19 protein-coding genes and 1 pseudogene are annotated in these 18,510 nt (G+C 70.9%); 13 read left to right on the forward strand and 7 right to left on the reverse strand.

The features are described from left to right. From ACIA73_RS35130 to ACIA73_RS35145, 4 genes and pseudogenes are all read right to left on the reverse strand, one after another. Nucleotides 1-341 (reverse strand): annotated as a pseudogene (locus ACIA73_RS35130) (2-oxoglutarate ferredoxin oxidoreductase subunit alpha); the annotation flags it as partial. Nucleotides 342-704: 363 nt separating this feature from the next. After that, a complete protein-coding gene (locus ACIA73_RS35135; protein WP_399443101.1) occupies nucleotides 705-1,364 on the reverse strand; it encodes a response regulator in 660 nt (219 codons plus the stop codon). A gap of 326 nt (nucleotides 1,365-1,690) precedes the next feature. After that, nucleotides 1,691-2,992 (reverse strand): sensor histidine kinase, encoded by a 1,302-nt coding sequence (locus ACIA73_RS35140; protein WP_399443006.1) that lies wholly within the window; start codon nucleotides 2,990-2,992, stop codon nucleotides 1,691-1,693. 135 nt (nucleotides 2,993-3,127) lie between these two features. Then, entirely contained in the window at nucleotides 3,128-4,327 is a 1,200-nt protein-coding gene (locus tag ACIA73_RS35145; protein ID WP_399443007.1) for a sensor histidine kinase, read from the reverse strand. 210 nt (nucleotides 4,328-4,537) lie between these two features. On the opposite strand from ACIA73_RS35145, the gene ACIA73_RS35150 reads away from it, so the two are divergent. The 13 genes from ACIA73_RS35150 (at nucleotide 4,538) to ACIA73_RS35210 (ending at nucleotide 16,543) form a co-directional block, all read left to right on the forward strand. Beyond that, on the forward strand, nucleotides 4,538-4,978 hold the full coding sequence (locus tag ACIA73_RS35150) for an NADH-quinone oxidoreductase subunit A (protein ID WP_399443008.1): 441 nt from the start codon (nucleotides 4,538-4,540) through the stop codon (nucleotides 4,976-4,978). Next, on the forward strand, nucleotides 4,969-5,601 hold the full coding sequence (locus tag ACIA73_RS35155) for an NADH-quinone oxidoreductase subunit B (protein WP_399443009.1): 633 nt from the start codon (nucleotides 4,969-4,971) through the stop codon (nucleotides 5,599-5,601). Before ACIA73_RS35150 ends, ACIA73_RS35155 begins: the two co-directional genes overlap by 10 nt. Then, nucleotides 5,598-6,980 carry an NADH-quinone oxidoreductase subunit C gene (locus ACIA73_RS35160; RefSeq protein ID WP_399443010.1) on the forward strand — a complete coding sequence of 461 codons (1,383 nt, stop codon included), beginning with the start codon at nucleotides 5,598-5,600 and terminating at the stop codon, nucleotides 6,978-6,980. Before ACIA73_RS35155 ends, ACIA73_RS35160 begins: the two co-directional genes overlap by 4 nt. Then, entirely contained in the window at nucleotides 6,977-7,945 is a 969-nt protein-coding gene (locus tag ACIA73_RS35165) for an NADH-quinone oxidoreductase subunit H (protein WP_399443011.1), read from the forward strand. The genes ACIA73_RS35160 and ACIA73_RS35165 overlap by 4 nt, the downstream gene beginning before the upstream one ends. Nucleotides 7,946-7,947: 2 nt before the next feature. Further along, nucleotides 7,948-8,559, forward strand: coding sequence for a NuoI/complex I 23 kDa subunit family protein (locus ACIA73_RS35170; RefSeq protein ID WP_399443012.1), 612 nt, complete (start codon nucleotides 7,948-7,950; stop codon nucleotides 8,557-8,559). Further along, entirely contained in the window at nucleotides 8,556-9,212 is a 657-nt protein-coding gene (locus ACIA73_RS35175; RefSeq protein WP_399443013.1) for an NADH-quinone oxidoreductase subunit J, read from the forward strand. The genes ACIA73_RS35170 and ACIA73_RS35175 overlap by 4 nt, the downstream gene beginning before the upstream one ends. Further along, a complete protein-coding gene (gene nuoK / locus ACIA73_RS35180) occupies nucleotides 9,212-9,616 on the forward strand; it encodes an NADH-quinone oxidoreductase subunit NuoK (protein ID WP_399443014.1) in 405 nt (134 codons plus the stop codon). The genes ACIA73_RS35175 and nuoK overlap by 1 nt, the downstream gene beginning before the upstream one ends. Then, nucleotides 9,613-11,607: an NADH-quinone oxidoreductase subunit L gene (locus ACIA73_RS35185; protein ID WP_399443015.1), complete on the forward strand. Its 1,995-nt coding sequence runs from the start codon at nucleotides 9,613-9,615 to the stop codon at nucleotides 11,605-11,607. Before nuoK ends, ACIA73_RS35185 begins: the two co-directional genes overlap by 4 nt. A gap of 3 nt (nucleotides 11,608-11,610) precedes the next feature. Then, entirely contained in the window at nucleotides 11,611-13,185 is a 1,575-nt protein-coding gene (locus ACIA73_RS35190; RefSeq protein WP_399443016.1) for a NuoM family protein, read from the forward strand. Next, nucleotides 13,182-14,723 carry an NADH-quinone oxidoreductase subunit N gene (locus ACIA73_RS35195; RefSeq protein ID WP_399443018.1) on the forward strand — a complete coding sequence of 514 codons (1,542 nt, stop codon included), beginning with the start codon at nucleotides 13,182-13,184 and terminating at the stop codon, nucleotides 14,721-14,723. The genes ACIA73_RS35190 and ACIA73_RS35195 overlap by 4 nt, the downstream gene beginning before the upstream one ends. A 184-nt stretch (nucleotides 14,724-14,907) precedes the next feature. Next, complete coding sequence (htpX, locus tag ACIA73_RS35200) at nucleotides 14,908-15,771, forward strand: zinc metalloprotease HtpX (RefSeq protein ID WP_399443020.1); 864 nt, start codon at nucleotides 14,908-14,910, stop codon at nucleotides 15,769-15,771. Further along, on the forward strand, nucleotides 15,768-16,160 hold the full coding sequence (locus ACIA73_RS35205; RefSeq protein WP_399443021.1) for a YccF domain-containing protein: 393 nt from the start codon (nucleotides 15,768-15,770) through the stop codon (nucleotides 16,158-16,160). The genes htpX and ACIA73_RS35205 overlap by 4 nt, the downstream gene beginning before the upstream one ends. 110 nt (nucleotides 16,161-16,270) lie before the next feature. Beyond that, nucleotides 16,271-16,543, forward strand: a complete 273-nt coding sequence (locus tag ACIA73_RS35210) for a GlsB/YeaQ/YmgE family stress response membrane protein (RefSeq protein ID WP_399443022.1) — start codon at nucleotides 16,271-16,273, stop codon at nucleotides 16,541-16,543. Here the strand turns inward: ACIA73_RS35210 and ACIA73_RS35215 are convergent. From ACIA73_RS35215 to ACIA73_RS35225, 3 genes are all read right to left on the reverse strand, one after another. Further along, nucleotides 16,540-17,211, reverse strand: a complete 672-nt coding sequence (locus ACIA73_RS35215) for an alpha-ketoglutarate-dependent dioxygenase AlkB family protein (RefSeq protein ID WP_399443023.1) — start codon at nucleotides 17,209-17,211, stop codon at nucleotides 16,540-16,542. The genes ACIA73_RS35210 and ACIA73_RS35215 overlap by 4 nt on opposite strands. Beyond that, a complete protein-coding gene (locus tag ACIA73_RS35220; protein ID WP_399443024.1) occupies nucleotides 17,208-17,789 on the reverse strand; it encodes a methylated-DNA--[protein]-cysteine S-methyltransferase in 582 nt (193 codons plus the stop codon). Before ACIA73_RS35220 ends, ACIA73_RS35215 begins: the two co-directional genes overlap by 4 nt. A gap of 192 nt (nucleotides 17,790-17,981) precedes the next feature. After that, on the reverse strand, nucleotides 17,982-18,470 hold the full coding sequence (locus tag ACIA73_RS35225; protein ID WP_399443025.1) for a YajQ family cyclic di-GMP-binding protein: 489 nt from the start codon (nucleotides 18,468-18,470) through the stop codon (nucleotides 17,982-17,984). Between the last annotated feature and the right edge of the window lie 40 nt (nucleotides 18,471-18,510).

Below are 18,510 nucleotides of genomic sequence, written 5' to 3' on the forward strand. Positions count from 1 at the left end.
TGGTCGGCGAAGTGCAGCTGGAAGCTGGAGACACCGGGCAGCGTCCCGGCGGGGGCGCGGATCTCGGCGGGGAAGTTGGGCAGCGTCGACAAGTCGTTGCCGAACGACGCGGTCTCCGATGTGAACCGGTCACCGGTGAGCTGCATACCATCACCGGAGTCACCCGCGAACCGAATGATCACCCGGTCCAGGCGGCGGACCTCTTTCTCCGGGGCCTGCGGGGTGCCGTTGGCGGAAGACCCGCGCTGCTCCCCGACCACGGAGTCGTGGGCCGCGTCGGCCCCCTGTGCTCCGTCGGCTCCGTCGGCCTGCTCGGCCGGGCTACTGACCTGGCTGGTCACTGAACTGGACCTCCCTCAGAGGCGGCTGCTCCGGAACGGCCGATCGCCCGGCCATCCCTTGGCCACCCTACGTCGGTAAGGGTGGCCTTCCTCGGCCCGCTCACATGATGGACCTGCTGCTGAGACACCTCGGTGCCCTGATTCGTCACGGTTCATTCGCCCCCCGGCACGTTGTTGAAGACGCTCCGCGCTCATCCTTTGGTTCTGGTCCCGAAGTCCCGGTGGAGTCCCCCTGGACCTTGTTAACTGACGGAACGTCAGAAGGCCAGTGCGGGTGCCCCGGCTCGTCCACCGGCCCGGCCTCGCCCCGGCCCCGTCAGATTTCATCCGCTGTTCACGAATCACTGCACCCGGAGACCGCGCTCAGGAGTTGAGGTATGTCAGTACCGCCAGCACCCGCCGGTGGTCCCCGACGCTCGGCGAGAGCCCGAGCTTCAGGAAGATGTTGCTCACGTGCTTCTCGACCGCTCCGTCGCTCACCACCAGCTGCTTGGCGACCGCCGAATTGGTCCGGCCCTCGGCCATGAGACCCAGGACCTCCCGCTCGCGCGGGGTGAGCCCGGCGAGCACATCCTGCTTACGGCTTCGGCCGAGCAGCTGGGCCACCACCTCGGGGTCCAGGGCGGTTCCGCCCCTGGCCACCCGCACCACGGCGTCCACGAACTCCCTGACCTCTGCCACCCGGTCCTTGAGCAGATACCCCACACCCGTGCTGGAACCGGCCAGCAACTCGGTGGCGTACTGCTCCTCCACGTACTGCGACAGCACGAGTACCCCGATTCCGGGATGTTCCCGCCGCAGCCGCACCGCGGCCCGGACACCTTCGTCGGTGTGGGTCGGCGGCATCCGTACGTCCGCCACCACCACATCCGGCAGCTCCCCCTGCGCGGCGAGGTCACCGACCGTCTTGACCAGCGCCTCCCCGTCCCCGACCCCCGCGACCACGTCGTGTCCGAGATCGGTCAGCAACCGGGTCAGGCCCTCCCGAAGAAGTACCGAATCCTCGGCGATGACCACACGCACCCTGTCTCCCACGACTTTCCCTGCCCCCAGCTCCGGTGTGTACCGCACTCAACTGCCCCCAGCATCCCAGCATCCGGACCGGGGCGCGCCCGGATGGCGGGAAGTAAGGGGCGGGGCTCCGGAGCCGCGAAGCCCGGAGCCGAGGAACCGGAAGCCGCGAAGCCCGGAGCCGAGGAACCGGAAGCCGCGAAGCCCGGAGCCGAGGAACCCGGAGTGGGGCGAGACCTGGGGGGCGAGGGCTGGAGGTGCGAAGCCTGGAGGGGCGAGATCCCCGGCCCCACACCGGCGGGGGTCGTGAGCGACCGGCCCCCGCGTCCGGCCCGGGGTCAGCCGCGCCAGGGGAGTTCGGCCGTGATGGTGGTCGGTCCGCCGGCGGGGGAGTCCACCACGAGGATTCCGTCCACCGCGTCCAGCCGTTCCGCGAGACCGGCCAGCCCCGAGCCGCCGCTGGTGCTCGCGCCGCCCCGGCCGTCGTCGGTGACCTGGAGCATCAGCCGCTCCTCGGTACGCCACACATCGATCGAGGCCCGGGTGGCCCGTGCGTGCTTGCTGACGTTCTGCAGCAGCTCCGAGACCGTGAAGTACGCGATGCCCTCGATGGCCGGGGCCGGCCGGGCCGACAGATCCACCTCGACCGCCACGGGCACCGTGCACCGCGAGGCGATCGCCGACAGTGCCGCGTCCAGACCACGGTCGGTGAGCACCGCGGGATGGATCCCACGCGCCAGGTCACGCAGCTCCTGCAACGCCACCTTCACCTCGCCGTGCGCCTCGTCCACCATCCGCGCCGCCGCCTCGGGGTCGTTCAGCAGCTTCTCCTTCGCCAGCCCGAGGTCCATGGCCAGGGCCACCAGACGGGCCTGCGCCCCGTCGTGCAGATCGCGCTCGATCCGGCGCAGGTCGGCGGCTGCGGTGTCGACCACCACCCCGCGGTCCGACTCCAGCTCGGTCACCCGGCTGTCCAGGGCGGAAGGCCCGAGCAGCCCGGCCACCATCAGCCGGTCCACCGACACCAGGGCCCGGGTTATCCAGGGGCAGACCATCACGACGAGCAGGCCCACCGCGCTGGTCAGGGTGATCGCCAGGGGGGAGTCGAGGTACACCTCGTCGTGCATGCCGCCGTAGAGCCGCACGCCGTCCTCGCCACTGAACGTCCACTGGTACAGCGGGTAGGTCAGGCCCGCCAGGCCGACGGTCCAGAACACCACCGAGACGGTGAAGGCGAAGATCGCCCACGGCATGTGCAGCAGCCCGTACAGCAGGTGCCGCCAGGACGCACCGCTCTTGAGGGTCGCCCCCATCCAGCCCATCGCCCCTGGCCTGGCGCTGCGCACCGGCTTGGGCGACGGCACATCCAGCCCCAGCAGGACGCGGGCGCGGCCCCTCTCCATGGCACCGAACCCGCGCGCCAGGAGGAGTCCGCCCGCCAGCACCGGTATCCCGATGAAGGTCACCAGCAGGCCGGCACCGAGCGAGATCGTCAGGATCGCGCTGACGAAGGTCACGATGCTGATCGGCAGGCTGAGCAGCACATAGCCGAACTCGCGCAGGGCGCGGGCCTCGAACGGCGCGCGCAGTACCGCCGGGACCCGGTGCTCCCGGGTCCGAGGTGCGTAATCCGTGGCCATGATGCCGTCCGTTTCCTCGGTACGAAGTGATCTGCTGAAGTACTTCAAGATTGCGGGGCCGCGAGGCTTTGGGCCATGAGGTAAATCGCAGTCTTTACCTGGGGTTTTCCCCACCCCCGGTCCTTGGGCACCGGCTTAGCGCGACGTCCGCGCACCTTGCGACGACCGCTCCCGCCAGGGCAGTTCCGCCGTCACCGTCGTCCCCGCGCCCGGCGGCGAGTCCACCGTGAACAGCCCGTCCACCGCCCCCAGCCGGTCCGCGAGCCCCGACATCCCGGTCCCCCCGTCCAGCCGCGCGCCGCCGCGCCCGTCGTCCCGTACCTGAATCAGCAGCCGGTTCCCCGACCGCCACACCTCCACCGCCGCCGTCCGCGCACCACTGTGCTTGCTGACGTTCTGCAGCAGCTCCGAGACCGTGAAGTACGCGATCCCCTCGATCGCCTCGGCCGGCCGCTCGCCCAGGTCCGCCGTCACCGTCACCGGCACCGTGCACCGGGAAGCGATCGCGGACAGTGCCGCGTCCAGGCCACGGTCCGTGAGCACCGCGGGATGGATCCCACGCGCCAGGTCGCGCAGCTCCTGCAACGCCAGTTTCACCTCGCCGTGCGCCTCGCCGACCATCTGCGCCGCGGTCTCCGGGTCGTCCAGCAGCTTCTCCTTCGCCAGGCCGAGCCCCATGGCCAGGGCGACCAGCCGGGCCTGCGCCCCGTCGTGCAGGTCGCGTTCGATGCGGCGCAGGTCGGCGGCGGCGGTGTCGACGACCACGCCCCGGTCCGTTTCCAGTTCGGCGATACGCCGCTCCAGTTCGCCCGACGGCGACAGCAGCCCCCGTACCATCGCCCGGTCCACATTGCTCAGCCCCCGGGTCACATAACCCAGCACCGGCCACAGCACGATCAGGCTCACGAGCGTCACCGTGAACGTCAGCACGCCCCAGGGCAGCCGTATCACCGAGTACAGCGCCGCGCGCCAGCCCACCGGGTCCCGCAGCGACGTCCACAGCCAGGAGAAGAAACCCTCCCGCGCCTGGGCGGCCCGCAGCGGACTCGGCTCCTCCACCTGCATCCCGAGCAGCGCACGCGCCCGTGAGCGCTCGGAGCGTCCGATCAGCCGCGCGGCCCCCAGCCCCACCGCCAGCAGCGGCAGTCCGATCACCGTCACGGCCAGACCGCTGCCGAGCACGATGACGATCACCGTCACGAGGAAGCCGACCAGGGCCGCCGGGAGGTCGAGCAACAGGTGCGTGACCTCTTTCCACGTATGCCGGCCGAAGGCGAAGGCGTGGGGCGGAGGAAGGTCGGAGCCGGGCGTACGCGCACCGGAGCTGGCGGTCATGGCCCCAGCCTGCCGGGCGGCGCATCCGTACGCCATGGGGTGGGCCAGCGGCCGGGGGTGGGGACAGCCCCACCCCCGGTCACTCGGGACGCGGCTGCTTACTGAGGCTTTACCAGGCCCTAGACTCCCGTGCGTACAGATCGACCACCGTCGACACACGGACACAACGGACAATACGGAGCCGAAAGGCCGGGGAGCGAGGGACGGGACGTGCCGGAACCGACCGTGCCGATCGAATGGGCGGCCGCGGCCTCCCCGCATTCGCCATCGGCGCACTTGGCCGCGGACTACTTCCAGAGCTACTCGGTGGTCGGCCTGCTCGCCGTCATCGGCGTGCTCTTCGTCGCCGTGGCGTTCGGCGCCGGGCGGCTGCTGCGGCCCGTGGTGCCGACCCCGGAAAAGCTGCTGACGTACGAGTGCGGAGTCGACCCCGTCGGCGAGGGCTGGGCACACACCCAGGTCCGCTACTACGTCTACGCGTTCCTGTACGTGATCTTCGCCGTCGACTCGATCTTCCTCTTCCCGTGGGCGACGGTCTTCGCGGCGCCCGGATACGGCGCCACGACGCTGGTCGAGATGTTCATCTTCCTCGGCTTCCTGGCCGTGGGTCTGCTGTACGCATACAAGAAGGGCGTCCTCGAATGGACGTGACCCCCGCCGCCCCGCAGGCCGGAAACCCGGTGGACCTGCCGGTCCCGCAGCGCCTCGGCGTTCTCTCCCGTCTCGCGCCCGAGCCGATGAAGGTGGTCCTCAACTGGGGCCGCCGCTACAGCCTCTGGGTGTTCAACTTCGGCCTGGCCTGCTGCGCCATCGAGTTCATCGCGGCGTCGATGGCCCGCCACGACTTCATCCGGCTCGGCGTGATCCCCTTCGCGCCCGGCCCGCGCCAGGCCGACCTGATGGTCGTCTCCGGCACGGTCACCGACAAGATGGCCCCGGCCGTCAAGCGCCTGTACGAGCAGATGCCCGAGCCCAAGTACGTGATCTCGTTCGGCGCCTGCTCCAACTGCGGCGGCCCCTACTGGGACTCGTACTCGGTGACCAAGGGCGTCGACCAGATCATCCCGGTCGACGTGTACGTCCCGGGCTGCCCGCCCCGCCCCGAAGCGCTCCTCCAGGGCATCCTCAAGCTCCAGGAGAAGATCGCCCGCGAGTCGCTGGCCGACCGCTACGGGAACGGGGACGGGAACTCCTCCTCGCGCCCGTCCGTTTCCTCCTTGCAGAGCGGACTGGTCACGCCCCCGCCCCCGCCCGCCACGGGAGCCGACCGGTGAACGCATACGACGCCCTGCCCGAGAACGTCACCGAGATCTTCGGCGAAGAGGCCCGCGCCGAGCGGGCGTACGACCTGCTCACGGTCGACGTGCCCCTCGGCGCCTGGATCGGCGCGCTCGAAATCGCCCGCGACAAGCTGGGCTGCACCTACTTCGACTGGCTGAGCGCGGTCGACGAGCCCGGCACCGGCTTCCGGGTGTCCGCCCACGTCGTCGCGCTCGAAGGCCGTACGGTACGTCGCCTTCTCGTCCGTACGACGGTCCCGCACACCGCCCCGGTGCTGCCCACCGCCGTCGAGATCTACGCCGGCGCCTCCTGGCACGAGCGCGAGACCCACGAGATGTTCGGCATCGACTTCACCGACCATCCCCACCTCGCACCCCTCCTCCTCCCGGACTCCTTCGAGGGCCACCCCCTCCGCAAGGACTTCGTCCTCGCCGCCCGGGTCGCCAAGGCCTGGCCCGGCGCCAAGGAGCCCGGCGAGTCCGAACACGGCGGCCCCAAGCGCCGCCAGATGCTCCCCCCGGGCGTCCCCGACCCCAACGAATGGGGCCCCCTGAAGGGCCAGCTCCCCCCCGCCCCGGCCCGCCCCACCCGAGGAGCCCGAGCCGGCGCGGCAGCCACCACCGGAGCCGACCGCCCCACCCGCACGCCCGGCACTGCCACCCCGGCCACCACCGACCGCCCGCCCCGCCGCAGCCGCGCCACCACCGACGGCTCCGCCTCCCAGACCCCACCCCCAACCACGGATCCGGCCGCTCCGGCTTCTGCCGCACCCGACTCCACGGATCCGGCTGCTCCGGCTTCTGCCGCACCCGACTCCACGGATCCGGCTGCCTCTGCCGCCCCGGCCGCCACCCCCCGCCGCTCACGGAGCGCGGCTGACGGCTCCGCGAGCCAGGCAGCGCCCGCCCCTGCACCGGCGACGCCGGACACCCCGGCCGCGCCCCCGCGCCGTACCCGCAGCACAGCCGACGGCTCCGCGAGCCAGGGCGAGAACACCACAGAGGCCCGCCCGAAGCGCCGCGAGCCCGCTACGGACGCTCCGTGGCACAACCCCAAGCCCGCCTTCTCGACGGACGGGGACCCCACCTCCGACGCAGCACCCGTGGGCGACCCCGAGCCCGGATCGACGCCCGAGGCCACGCCTGGACCCGAGTCCGACTCCGCGCGACCCACTGCCGACCTCACCGACAACGGGGCTTCCGCGCCCGAGGGCGATCGCGAGAACGGGTTGGCGCCCGAGTCCGACTCCGCGTCCGGGCCCGAGTCCGGGCCCGAGCCCGCGCCCGACCCCACCGCCAACCCCAAGGGCACCCCCAAACCCCCCGGTCCCCCCGACCACCCCACCACCCCCGCCGGAGGCGATCCCGCGTGAACGACGTACTCGACGTCGCCCTCCGCCTGGCCCTCGTCTTCGTGCTCTTCCTGGTGCTGCCCCTGGTGGTCGGCCAGACCGAGCACAAGGTGATGGCGCACATGCAGGGCCGCCTCGGCCCCATGTACGCGGGTGGCTTCCACGGCTGGGCCCAGCTCGTCGCCGATGGTGTGAAGTTCGCGCAGAAGGAGGACGTGGTCCCCAACGGGGCCGACCGCCGCATCTTCCAGCTCGCGCCCGCCGTCGCCCTGCTCCCGTACCTCCTGGTCCTCCTCGTCATCCCGATCGGCCCGAGCGAAACCGCCGTCGGCCAGTCCATCGACGCGGGCATCTTCTACGTGCTCGCCATCATGGGCGTCGGAGTCCTCGGCTCCCTGATGGCCGGCTGGGCATCGAACAACAAGTTCTCCCTGCTCGGCGGCCTGCGCACGGCAGCCCAGCTGCTCGCGTACGAACTGCCCATGCTGCTCGCCGCCGCCTCGGTGGCCATGGCCGCCGGCACCGTCTCGCTCGGCGGCATCCTGAACGCGTGGGAGTGGTGGTGGCTGCCCTGGCAGATCATCGGCGCCTTCGTCTTCTTCACGGCCGGGCTCGCGGAACTGCAACGCCCCCCGTTCGACGCCCCGATCGCCGACTCGGAGATCATTTTCGGCGCGTACACCGAGTACACGGGCCTGCGCTTCGCGCTGTTCCTGCTCGCGGAGTACGCCGGCATCGTGATCGTCTGCGGGCTGACCACCGTCCTGTTCCTCGGCGGCTGGCACGGCCCGTGGGGGGCCGACGGCCTCGGCTGGGTCTGGACCCTGCTGAAGACCGCGATCCTCTCCTTCGTGGTGATCTGGCTCCGGGTCAGCTATCCGCGACTCCGCGAGGACCAGCTCCAGAAGCTGTCCTGGACCGTACTCATCCCGCTCGCACTCGCGCAGATCGCGCTCACCGGCATCGTGAAGGTGGCGATCCAGTAGTCATGGCACCCATTCCCGGGTCGGGCCTGGCCAAGGGCCTCGCCGTCACCCTCCGCACGATGACGAAGAAGACCGTCACCGCGCAGTACCCCGAGAAGCAGCCGGAACTCCCGCCCCGCACGCGCGGCGTGATCGGCCTGTTCGAGGAGAACTGCACCGTCTGCATGCTCTGCGCACGCGAGTGCCCGGACTGGTGCATCTACATCGACTCCCACAAGGAGACGGTGCCCGCCGCCGCCCCCGGCGGCCGCGAGCGCAGCCGGAACGTTCTCGACCGCTTCGCCATCGACTTCTCGCTCTGCATGTACTGCGGCATCTGCATCGAGGTCTGCCCCTTCGACGCCCTCTTCTGGTCGCCGGAGTTCGAGTACGCGGAAACCGACATCCACGAGCTCACCCACGAGCGCGACAAGCTCCGCGACTGGATGTGGACCGTCCCGGCCCCGCCCGCTCTGGACCCCGGCGCCGAGGAACCCAAGGAGATCGCGGCAGCCCGCAAGGCCGTGGAGAAGCTCGAAGCCGCCCAGCAGGCCGCCGAGGCCGAGGCCGCCGCGGCAGCAGCCGACACAGCCGCAGCCGCCGACACCGCCGAGTCGCAGGAGGGGCAGGCATGACGACCGCACTGACGTCCACCTCCCTCGCCGCCGCCTCCCACGGCTTCCTCTCGCCGACCGGCGTGGAGATCGCCTTCCTGCTGGTCGGCATCGTCACCCTCGGCGCGGCCGTCGTCACGGTCACCACCAAGCAGCTGGTGCACGCCGCGCTCTGGCTGGTCGTCGCCCTCGGTGGCCTCGCCGTCGAGTACCTGCTGCTCACCGCCGAGTTCATCGCCTGGGTCCAGGTACTGATCTACGTCGGCTCCGTGGTCGTCCTCCTCCTCTTCGGCCTCATGCTCACCAGGGCCCCCATCGGTCGCTCCCCGGACGCCGACTCGGGCAACCGCCCGGCCGCCCTCGTGGTGGCCGTCGCAGCGGCAGCCGCCCTGGTCTGGGTGGTCGTCGACGCGTTCCGTACGACCTGGATCGACCTGGACGGACCGGTCCAGGGCTCCACCAAGGTCACCGGCGAGATCCTCTTCCAGCACTGGGTGCTCCCCTTCGAAGCACTCTCGGTCCTGCTGCTGGCCGCCCTGGTCGGCGCGATCGTCCTCTCCCGCAAGAACGCGGCGGCCGACGAGGCAACCGGCTCCGGCAGCACCCCCGGCCGGCAGCCCGCCCCCCGCACGAAGCAGAAGCCCGCCCCCAGCACGAAGAAGGAGCAGCGCTGATGCACCTCGCCTACCCCGCCGTGCTCGCCGCCCTCCTCTTCTGCGTCGGCCTCTACGGCGTCCTCGCCCGCCGCAACGCGATCCTGGTCCTGATGTCCGTCGAGCTGATGCTCAACGCCGTCAACCTCAACCTGGTCGCCTTCGACGTCTGGCTCCGCGACACCCTGCACACCGGCCAGGCCCTCACCCTCTTCACCATCGCCATCGCCGCCGCCGAGATCGGCATCGGCCTGGCGATCGTCCTGATGGTCTACCGCAACCGCGGCACCTCGGACATCGACAGACTCCGCGACACCGCCGAGACGAAGGCCGACGAGACGGCCGCCGACGACGGGACCGAAGACTCCGGCGACGGCCCCGACCACGGCGCCGACCCGGCACAGAAGGCAGAGGCCGCCGCGTGACCACCACGACCCTCGCCGTCCTCGTCCCCCTCCTTCCGTTCCTGGGTGCCGTCGCCGGATTGCTGCTCGGCCGCACCGTCCCCGGCTTCGTTCGCCCACTGGCCCTGCTGCCCACCGTGGCCGCACTCGCGCTGGCGATCACCGTCGCCGTACGCCAGGGCGGCGGAGCGGCGATCGACGCGGCCACCCAGCTCACCCCGACCGGCTCGATCCCCATCGACCTGGCCCTGCACATCGACGGCTTCGCCGCCCTGGTCGCCGTCCTGGTGACCGTCGTGGCGACCTGCGTCCAGGCCTACTCGACGGCCTACCTCCGCGACGACCCGCGCTACGCCTCGTACGCCGCCGTGGTCTCCCTCTTCACCGCCGCGATGCTGCTCGTCGTCTACTCCGGCGACCTGATGGTGCTGCTGGTCGGCTGGGAGATCATGGGCATCTGCTCGTACTTCCTGGTCGGCCACTACTGGGAGACGCCCGAAGCCCGCGCCGCCTCCCTCAAGGCCTTCCTGGTCACCAAGCTCGGCGACGTCCCTTTCCTGTTCGGTCTGTTCGCGCTCGCCGCGGACACCGGCACCTTCCGGATCGCCGACATCCTCAAGGAGGTCGCCACCGGCGGCCTCGACCACCCCACGCTGATCGCCCTCCTCCTGGTCGTCGGCGTCGCGGGCAAGTCCGCCCAGTTCCCGCTGCACACCTGGCTGCCCGACGCGATGGCGGGCCCGACGCCCGTCTCCGCGCTGATCCACGCCGCGACGATGGTCGCCGCCGGTATCTACTTCGTGGCCCGCCTCCTCCCCGTCTTCGCGGCCTCCGCCGTGGCGATGACCGTCCTCGCCGTGATGGCCGCCGTCACGATGGCCGGCTCCGCCCTCGCGGCCCTCGCCCAGGACGACATCAAGCGGGTCCTGGCCTACTCGACCATCGGCCAGCTCGGCTACATGACCGGCGCCCTGGCCGTCGGCGACGCCGGTGCCGCCGTCTTCCACCTGCTGTCCCACGGCGCCTTCAAAGCCCTCCTCTTCCTCGGCGCCGGCGTGATCATCCACGCCGCCGGCACCAACTCGCTGGCCGCCATGTCCCGCATGGACGGGCTCGCCAAGCGCATCCCGGACGCCTACTGGACGATGACCATCGCGCTCCTCGCGCTCGCCGCCATCCCCCCGTTCGCCGGCTTCTTCTCCAAGGAAGCCGTCCTGGTCGCCGCCGAACACACCGCCTTCGGCGACTCCGCCGCCCCCTCGGGCGCCGGCTGGATCGTCCTGATCTCCGGCCTGCTCACCGCCCTCCTCACCGCCGCCTACGCCACCCGCCTCTGGCTCCTCGCCTTCCGCGGCCGCGGCCCCGCCGCCCCGGACCACGGCAAGCAGCCGATCGCCATGACCGCCACCCTCTGGGTGCTGGCCGTCCCCTCCCTCGGCCTGGGCCTGTCCGTCGGACAGCTCGCCGGCTGGTTCGACGTCCAGTCCCTGACCCCGACCGTCACCACCGCCATCCTCGGCACCGGTGTCGCCCTGGTCGGCGGGATCATGACGTACGGCTCCTGGCGCGCCCTGCGCTACCGGGCCGGCAGCAACATCCCCCTCGGCGCGGTCGCCGCCCACCCGGACGCCGACCCTGCCACCTCCGAGGAAGAAGCCATCGCCACGCACCGGGCCGCGTACGGCGACATCGCCTCCGCCCCGGACCCCGGCGACCCCGGCCGCCTCCTGCTCGGCCCCCTGCACCGCCACGCGGCCACCGGCTTCCACCTGGACGCCCTCTACGCGGCCCTCTTCGTCCGCCCCGTACGGGCGGGCGCCGAACTGGTCCGCTTCCTGGACCGCGAGGTCATCGACACCTACGTCCGCGGCGCGGGCACCCTCCCGCGCTGGCTGGGCAACGCCGTCCGCCTCACCCAGACCGGCAACGTCCAGACCTATCTGGCCGCGCTGCTCGCCGGTTCCGTCGTCCTGGCGATCGCCGCCGTCCTCGTCGCCGCCGCCGGAGCGTGAGCCATGATCGATATCAGCGAATCCGTGATGCAGTTCCTTCTTGCGTTGATCGTCGTCGGCCCGCTCATCGGCGCCGCCGCAGCCCTTCTCCCCGCCCCACCCGGGCTGAAGGGGAAGTCACCCGACCAGGCCGTACTGCGCCACGGCATCGTCGTCACCGGCGTGATCCTGCTCGCCACCCTGGTGCTGGCCCTCGGCTTCGACCACAGCCACCCGGCGAAGATGCAGGCCACCACCGACCTCGCCTGGATCCCGGCGCTCGACATCCGGATCCATCTCGGCACCGACGGCATCTCGCTCCCCCTCCTGGTCCTGACCGCGCTGCTGACCTTCCTCTGCGCGCTCTACAGCTACTTCAAGATGCCCGCCGGGCCCTCCCCGAAGGCATTCGTCGCACTCCTCCTCGTCCTGGAGTCCGGCACCCTCGCCACCTTCGCCGTACTCGACCTGATCCTGTTCTTCCTGGCCTTCGAGATGGTCCTCATCCCGATGTACTTCCTGATCGCCCGCTGGGGCGGCGCCCAGAAGACCCAGGCCGCCTGGAAGTTCATCCTCTACACCCTGCTCGGCTCCGTCGTGATGCTGCTGGGCCTCCTCCTCATCGGCCTGAAGTCCGGCACCTTCGACATGGTGGCACTCGCCACTGACAACGGCCGTGGGCTGACAACGTCCGTGCAGGTCACGGCAGTTCTGGCGATCGCGCTCGGCCTCGCGGTGAAGACCCCGATGTGGCCCCTGCACAGCTGGCTCCCGGACGCCCACACCGCCGCCCCCACCGTCGGCTCCGTGCTGCTGGCCGGCGTACTCCTCAAGATGGGCACCTACGGCTTCGTCCGCATCGCCCTGCCCATCGCCCCCGAGGGCATGCACACCTTCGCCCCGTACCTCGCCGCCTTCGCCGTCGTCGGCATCGTCTACGGATCCCTCGCCTGCCTCTCCCTCGCGCGCAAGGGCAACAAGGGCGACCTCAAGCGCCTGATCGCCTACTCCTCCGTCGGCCACATGGGCTTCGTCCTCCTCGGCATCGCCTCGATGACCCCCACCGGAGTCAACGGCGCCCTCTTCGCCAACATCGCCCACGGCCTCATCACCGGCCTCCTCTTCTTCCTGGTCGGCGCCCTCAAGGACCGCTACGGCACCGCCGACCTCGACACCCTCGCCGGAGCCACCGGCGCCGCCCTCTACGGCAGCGCCCCCCGCTTCGGCGCCTTCCTGGCCTTCGCCGCCGTCGCCTCCCTGGGCCTGCCCGGACTGGCCGGATTCTGGGGCGAGATGCTGACCATGTTCGGCGCGTTCGACCCCGCCGAAGGCCTCAGCCGCCCCGCCTTCCTCACCTTCATGGCGATCGCCGGCTTCGGCACGCTGCTCACCGCCGCGTACATGCTGATCGTCGTCCGCCGCGTCTGCATGGGCGAGCGCCGCGCACAGAGCGAACCCATCGCCGACGTCCAGGGCTACGAGTTCGCCTCCTGGACCCCGCTCGTCGCCCTCACCGTCCTCGCCGGCCTCTGGCCCGCAGTCCTCCTCGGCCTCACCGACCCGGCCGTCCAGAAGCTCCTCGCAGGAGGCAAGTCGTGACCGTGGCCGCCGAAGCCGTCCCCTCCGTGGTCCAGTCCGTCGACTGGCTCGCCATCGCCCCGCCCGTCATCGTCGCGGCCGTCGCGCTCCTGATCCTGGTCGCCGATCTGTTCGTACGGGAGAGCCGCAAGCACCTCCTCGGCCTGATCGCCGTCGCGGGCCTGGCCGCCTCCCTCGTCGCGCTGGTCCCGCTGCGCAAGGGCCACCACAAGACCTTCTGCCTGATCGACGACATCACGGTGTGCAGCTACACCGCCGACTACTTCGCCCTGGTCATCCAGGCCCTGGTGCTCGGCGGCGCGCTCCTCACCGCCCTCCTGTCGATCACCGCCACCAAGGACGACAAGCTCCCGGCCGGCGAGTACTGGTTCCTGCTGCTCTCCTCCGCCGCCGGAGCCGCCCTGCTCCCCGCCGCCCGCGACCTCGCCACCCTCGTCGTCGCCCTCGAAGTCGCCTCCCTCCCCGCGTTCGCCCTGGTCGGCCTGCGGCGCGGCGACAAGCGGTCCTCCGAAGCGGCCCTGAAGTTCTTCCTCTCCTCGGTCACCGCGACCGCCGTGATGCTCCTCGGCGTCAGCTTCGTGTACGCCGCCACCGGCACCATGCACCTCACCGAGATCGCCACCCGCCTCGACGACGTACCGGCCCAGCTGGACACGCTCGCCCAGGCGGGCGTCGCCCTCACCCTGGTCGGCTTCGCCTTCAAGACGGCCGCCGCGCCCTTCCACTTCTGGGTCCCCGACACCTACGTCGGCGCCCCGCTCCCCATCGCCGCGTACCTCTCGGTCATCGGAAAGGCCGTCGGTTTCTCCGGGCTCATCCTGGTGACGGTCGTCGCCTTCCCGTCGTACGCCGACGTCTGGGGCCCGGCGCTCGCGGTGCTCGCCGCCCTCACCATGACCGTCGGCAACCTGGCCGCCCTGCGCCAGTCCACCACCCGCGCCCACAGCGCCGTACGCCTGCTCGCCTGGTCATCCGTCGGCCAGGCCGGCTATCTGCTGGTCCCGATCGCCGCCGCCGCGTACTCCAGCGACACCCAGATCGGCTCCACCGTCGCCTACGCCCTGATGTACGCCGTGGTGAACCTTGGCGCCTTCGCGGTCGCCGCCCTCGTCGCCCGTACGAAGCCCCTGCACCGCATCGCCGACTACCGCGGCCTCTACTCCACCAACCCCCTGGCCGCCCTCGCCCTCGGCTTCTTCCTGCTCTGCCTGGCCGGTCTGCCCCCGGGCATCATCGGCCTCTTCGCCAAGGTCACCGTCTTCTCGGCGGCCGTCGACGCGGGCCTGGGCTGGCTCGCCGCGGTCATGGCCGTGAACGTCGTGATCGCGCTGTACTACTACCTCCAGTGGACGGCCCTCCTCTTCCGCGCCCCGGCGACCGCCCCCGAGGACGCCCCGGCGACCGCCCCCGCCAAGGCCCGCCTGCGCATCCCCGCTCCCCTCGCCACCGCCATCGCCATCGCCCTGATCACCGGAATCGCCCTCTCCGGTGCCCCCCAGCTGATCCTCCGCTTCGCCACCGGCGACCTCTTCCAGTAGCCGCACGCACTGCCGCGCAGCGCACGCGCACACCCCCACCCGGACGGCCTAACCCTCCTCCCCGGTGCACAAGGGAACTAGCTCCCCCCGCCTGGCGTTGACCAGTAAGGGAGGGTCCACTGAACGTGGAAGCACCACCGAGCCAGCCAGCAGTTCCCCTGCCGCACCATTTGGAGGGCGCACCGTGCACCGCCGGCACAACGGGTTGAGGACCGCCGTACTCCTCGGGGGAATGTCCGCGCTGATCCTCGTCATCGGCAGCTTCTTCGGCCGTACGGGACTGATCGTCGCGCTCCTCGTGGCGCTGGGCACCAACGCCTACGCGTACTGGAACAGCGACAAGCTGGCCCTGCGCGCCATGCGCGCCCGCCCGGTCAGCGAATTCGAGGCCCCCGCCCTCTACCGCATGGTCCGCGAGCTCTCCACCGCCGCCCGCCAGCCCATGCCCCGCCTCTACATCTCGCCGACCCAGGCCCCCAACGCCTTCGCCACCGGCCGCAACCCGCGCAACGCGGCGGTCTGCTGCACCGAGGGCATCCTCCAGATCCTCGACGAGCGCGAGCTGCGAGGCGTCATCGGCCACGAGCTGAGCCACGTCTACAACCGCGACATCCTGATCTCCTCGGTCGCCGGAGCCCTCGCCTCCGTCGTGATGTTCCTGGTCAACTTCGCCTGGCTGATCCCCAGTGGCAGATCCAGCAACGACGAGGGCCCCGGCATCATCGGCATGCTGCTGATCATGATCCTGGGTCCGATCGCCGCCTCGGTCATCCAGCTCGCCGTGAGCCGTTCCCGCGAGTACGAGGCCGACGCCTCCGGCGCCCAACTCACCGGGGACCCCCTGGCCCTGGCCAGCGCCCTCCGTAAACTCGACGCCGGTACGAAGCAGTTGCCGCTGCCCCCCGAGCCCAGGATCGAGACCGCGAGCCACATGATGATCGCGAACCCCTTCCGTCCGGGCCGGGGCACCGCCAAGCTGTTCTCGACCCACCCGCCCATGGCGGAACGAATCGCCCGACTCGAACAGATGGCAGGCCCGCGCCCGTGAAGACACTCCTGAACCTCATCTGGCTGGTCCTCAGCGGCTTCTGGCTGTTCCTCGGCTACCTGGTCGCGGGTTTGTTGCTGTGCATCACCATCATCGGCATCCCGTTCGGCCTGGCCGCCTTCCGGATCGGCCTGTACGCCCTGTGGCCGTTCGGCCAGACCGTCGTGGACCGCCGCGACGCCGGAGCACCCTCCTGCATCGGCAACGTCCTTTGGCTGATCCTGGCCGGCTGGTGGCTCGCCCTGGGCCACATCATCACCGGCGTCGCCCTGTGCATCACCATCATCGGAATCCCCTTCGGCATCGCCAACTTCAAGCTGATCCCGGTGTCCCTGATGCCGCTCGGCAAGGAAATCGTCCCCACGGACCAGCCCTTCGCCGCCCGCTGAGCGAGGCCGGGTGATCCATCCCCCTGCTGAGCTGCGCAACCTTCGCCGTCCCGGGGGCGTCCTCCCGTACGACACGACGTAGTTGCACCGCACACAGGGGGAGTCCCACCATGAGCATCCTCGGCTGGATCATCCTCGGCCTGATCGCCGGAGTCATAGCCAAGGTCCTGCTGCCGGGCCGCGACCCGGGCGGCCTGATCGGCACCACGCTGATCGGCATCGCGGGCGCGTTCCTCGGTGGCTGGATCTCGACGCGCTTCTTCGACCGAGAGATCGCCAACCAGTTCTACGACGGCCCGACCTGGCTCGCCGCCATCGGCGGCTCCCTCGTCCTGCTGATCGCCTACCGCATCCTCTTCGGCAACTCCCGAGAACGCCGCTAGCCGGGGGGATTCGCGGGCTCTCGGCCCAGCCCCGTCTCCCGCAGCGTGATGTTCAGCCGCCCACCCGCAAGACCGGTCGCCGGATCTCCCGTCCCCGGCCGCACCTTCGGCACCCCGTGGAACGCGAACCGCGACTCGCCCCCGAAGACGAACAGATCCCCGGACCCCAACTCCACATCGGTGTAAGGCCGTCCACGCCCCTCGGTATTGCCCAGCCGGAACACACAGCTGTCCCCGATGCTCAGCGACACCACCGGCGCCGACGACCTCTCCTCCCGGTCCTGGTGCATCCCCATCCGCGCCTGCGCGTCATAGAAGTTGACCAGCGCCATGTCCGGCTCGTACCCGGCCCCCGCGCTGTCCTCCTGGTACGCCGCGACCAGCGCCCGCCGCCCCAGCTCCCCGAGCCACCGCGGGAACTCGGCGACCGGCACCCCGTCCGCCGTACGCACATAGCGATACGGCTCCCAGTGCCACCCCACGCACACCGACCGCACCGACATCACCCCACCTCCCGGCAGCCGCGTCCGCCGCAGCGGCACCGGCGACCGCGCCCACTCCCGGCACACCACCACCAGCTCCCGCTGCTCCTCCAACGACAGCCACCCGGGCACGTGCACGGCCCCCGGCGCCACCTCCGCCCTGGGCAGCGAGAACAGGCCACTCATCCCCGCGAGCCACCCTCCGGCTCCGGCCCCGGTTCCGGCGCCCCGCCCTCCAGCTCCAGCAACAGCCGCTTCCGCTCCAGCCCGCCCGCGTACCCGGCCGGCGAACCGTCCGCCGCGACGATCCGGTGGCACGGCCGCAGCACCAGCAGCGGATTGCGCCCGATCGCGGTCCCGACCGCCCGCACCGCCGCCCGCGAAGCCCCGATCGACTCGGCGAGCTGCCCGTACGAGGTTGTCTCCCCGTACGGAATCCTTTCGACCGCGGCCCACACCCGCCGCTGGAAATCCGTCCCCGAGCCCTGTGCGTACGCCACCTCGAAGCGGGTCAACTCCCCACCGAAGTACGCCTTCAGCTGCTCGCCGACCTCACCGAACAACTCCGGCGCGCGGCGCCACCCCTGCCGTACCACCGCCCCGCCCTTCTGCCCGGGCACCGACAGCGAGACCAGCGCGATCCCGCCGCCCGCCGCCGTTTCCTCCCCGACCAGCAGCAACTCACCCAGCGGACTGTCCACGGTTGCGTACACCGTGGTCGCGCCGGCCGTGGCCGCGTGCACCGCCGTACCGGTCGTGCTCATGACCCCATCCTCTCCGCGCAGCCCGCGCCACGCTCTCCACCCACGAGTCTGCGCACCCGCCCCCACCAAAGCTGGCGGATTTCGGACACGGCCCTGGTCCCGGGCACACAGCACCTGCCCACCCGGAAAACGCGACAGGGGCGGCGTCGGCCCGAAGCCGCCCACCGCCCCCGTCCAGGGGTCACTACCGGCTCAGCGGTAGTTCACGTACTGGAGCGCGAAGTCGAAGTCCTTGCCCTTGAGCAGCGCCTGCACGGTCTGCAGGTCGTCGCGGCTCTTCGAGCTGACCCGCAGTTCCTCGCCCTGCACCTGCGCCTTGACGCCCTTGGGGCCCTCATCGCGGATGATCTTGGCGACCTTCTTGGCGTTGTCCTGCGAGATGCCCTCCTCGATGGAGGAGAAGATCTTGTACTCCTTGCCGGACAGCTGCGGCTCGCCCGCGTCCAGCACCTTCAGCGAGATCCCGCGCTTGATCAGCTTGGTCTCGAAGACGTCCATGATGGCCTTGACGCGCTCCTCGGAGTTCGCCTCCATCAGGATCTTCTCGCCGGACCAGGAGATCGAGGCGCCCACGTTCTTGAAGTCGTAGCGCTGCGAGATCTCCTTCGCGGTCTGGTTGAGGGCGTTGTCGACCTCTTGCCGCTCGACCTTCGAGACGATGTCGAAACTGGAGTCGGCCATGTCCTGTGGCTCCTTGATGTGGGTGACGGGGTACGGCACG

This window comes from Streptomyces sp. NPDC051561 (genome assembly GCF_044454195.1).
Classification (GTDB): Bacteria; Actinomycetota; Actinomycetes; order Streptomycetales; family Streptomycetaceae; genus Streptomyces.

Excerpts from the sequence above, each read along its gene's own strand:
- ACIA73_RS35140 (WP_399443006.1), bottom strand. The coding sequence starts at position 2,992 with ATGGCCACGGATTACGCACCTCGGACCCGGGAGCACCGGGTCCCGGCG.
- ACIA73_RS35145 (WP_399443007.1), bottom strand. The coding sequence starts at position 4,327 with ATGACCGCCAGCTCCGGTGCGCGTACGCCCGGCTCCGACCTTCCTCCG.
- ACIA73_RS35155 (WP_399443009.1), top strand. The coding sequence starts at position 4,969 with ATGGACGTGACCCCCGCCGCCCCGCAGGCCGGAAACCCGGTGGACCTG.
- ACIA73_RS35170 (WP_399443012.1), top strand. The coding sequence starts at position 7,948 with ATGGCACCCATTCCCGGGTCGGGCCTGGCCAAGGGCCTCGCCGTCACC.
- ACIA73_RS35175 (WP_399443013.1), top strand. The coding sequence starts at position 8,556 with ATGACGACCGCACTGACGTCCACCTCCCTCGCCGCCGCCTCCCACGGC.
- nuoK (WP_399443014.1), top strand. The coding sequence starts at position 9,212 with ATGCACCTCGCCTACCCCGCCGTGCTCGCCGCCCTCCTCTTCTGCGTC.
- ACIA73_RS35190 (WP_399443016.1), top strand. The coding sequence starts at position 11,611 with ATGATCGATATCAGCGAATCCGTGATGCAGTTCCTTCTTGCGTTGATC.
- ACIA73_RS35210 (WP_399443022.1), top strand. The coding sequence starts at position 16,271 with ATGAGCATCCTCGGCTGGATCATCCTCGGCCTGATCGCCGGAGTCATA.
- ACIA73_RS35215 (WP_399443023.1), bottom strand. The coding sequence starts at position 17,211 with ATGAGTGGCCTGTTCTCGCTGCCCAGGGCGGAGGTGGCGCCGGGGGCC.
- ACIA73_RS35220 (WP_399443024.1), bottom strand. The coding sequence starts at position 17,789 with ATGAGCACGACCGGTACGGCGGTGCACGCGGCCACGGCCGGCGCGACC.
- ACIA73_RS35225 (WP_399443025.1), bottom strand. The coding sequence starts at position 18,470 with ATGGCCGACTCCAGTTTCGACATCGTCTCGAAGGTCGAGCGGCAAGAG.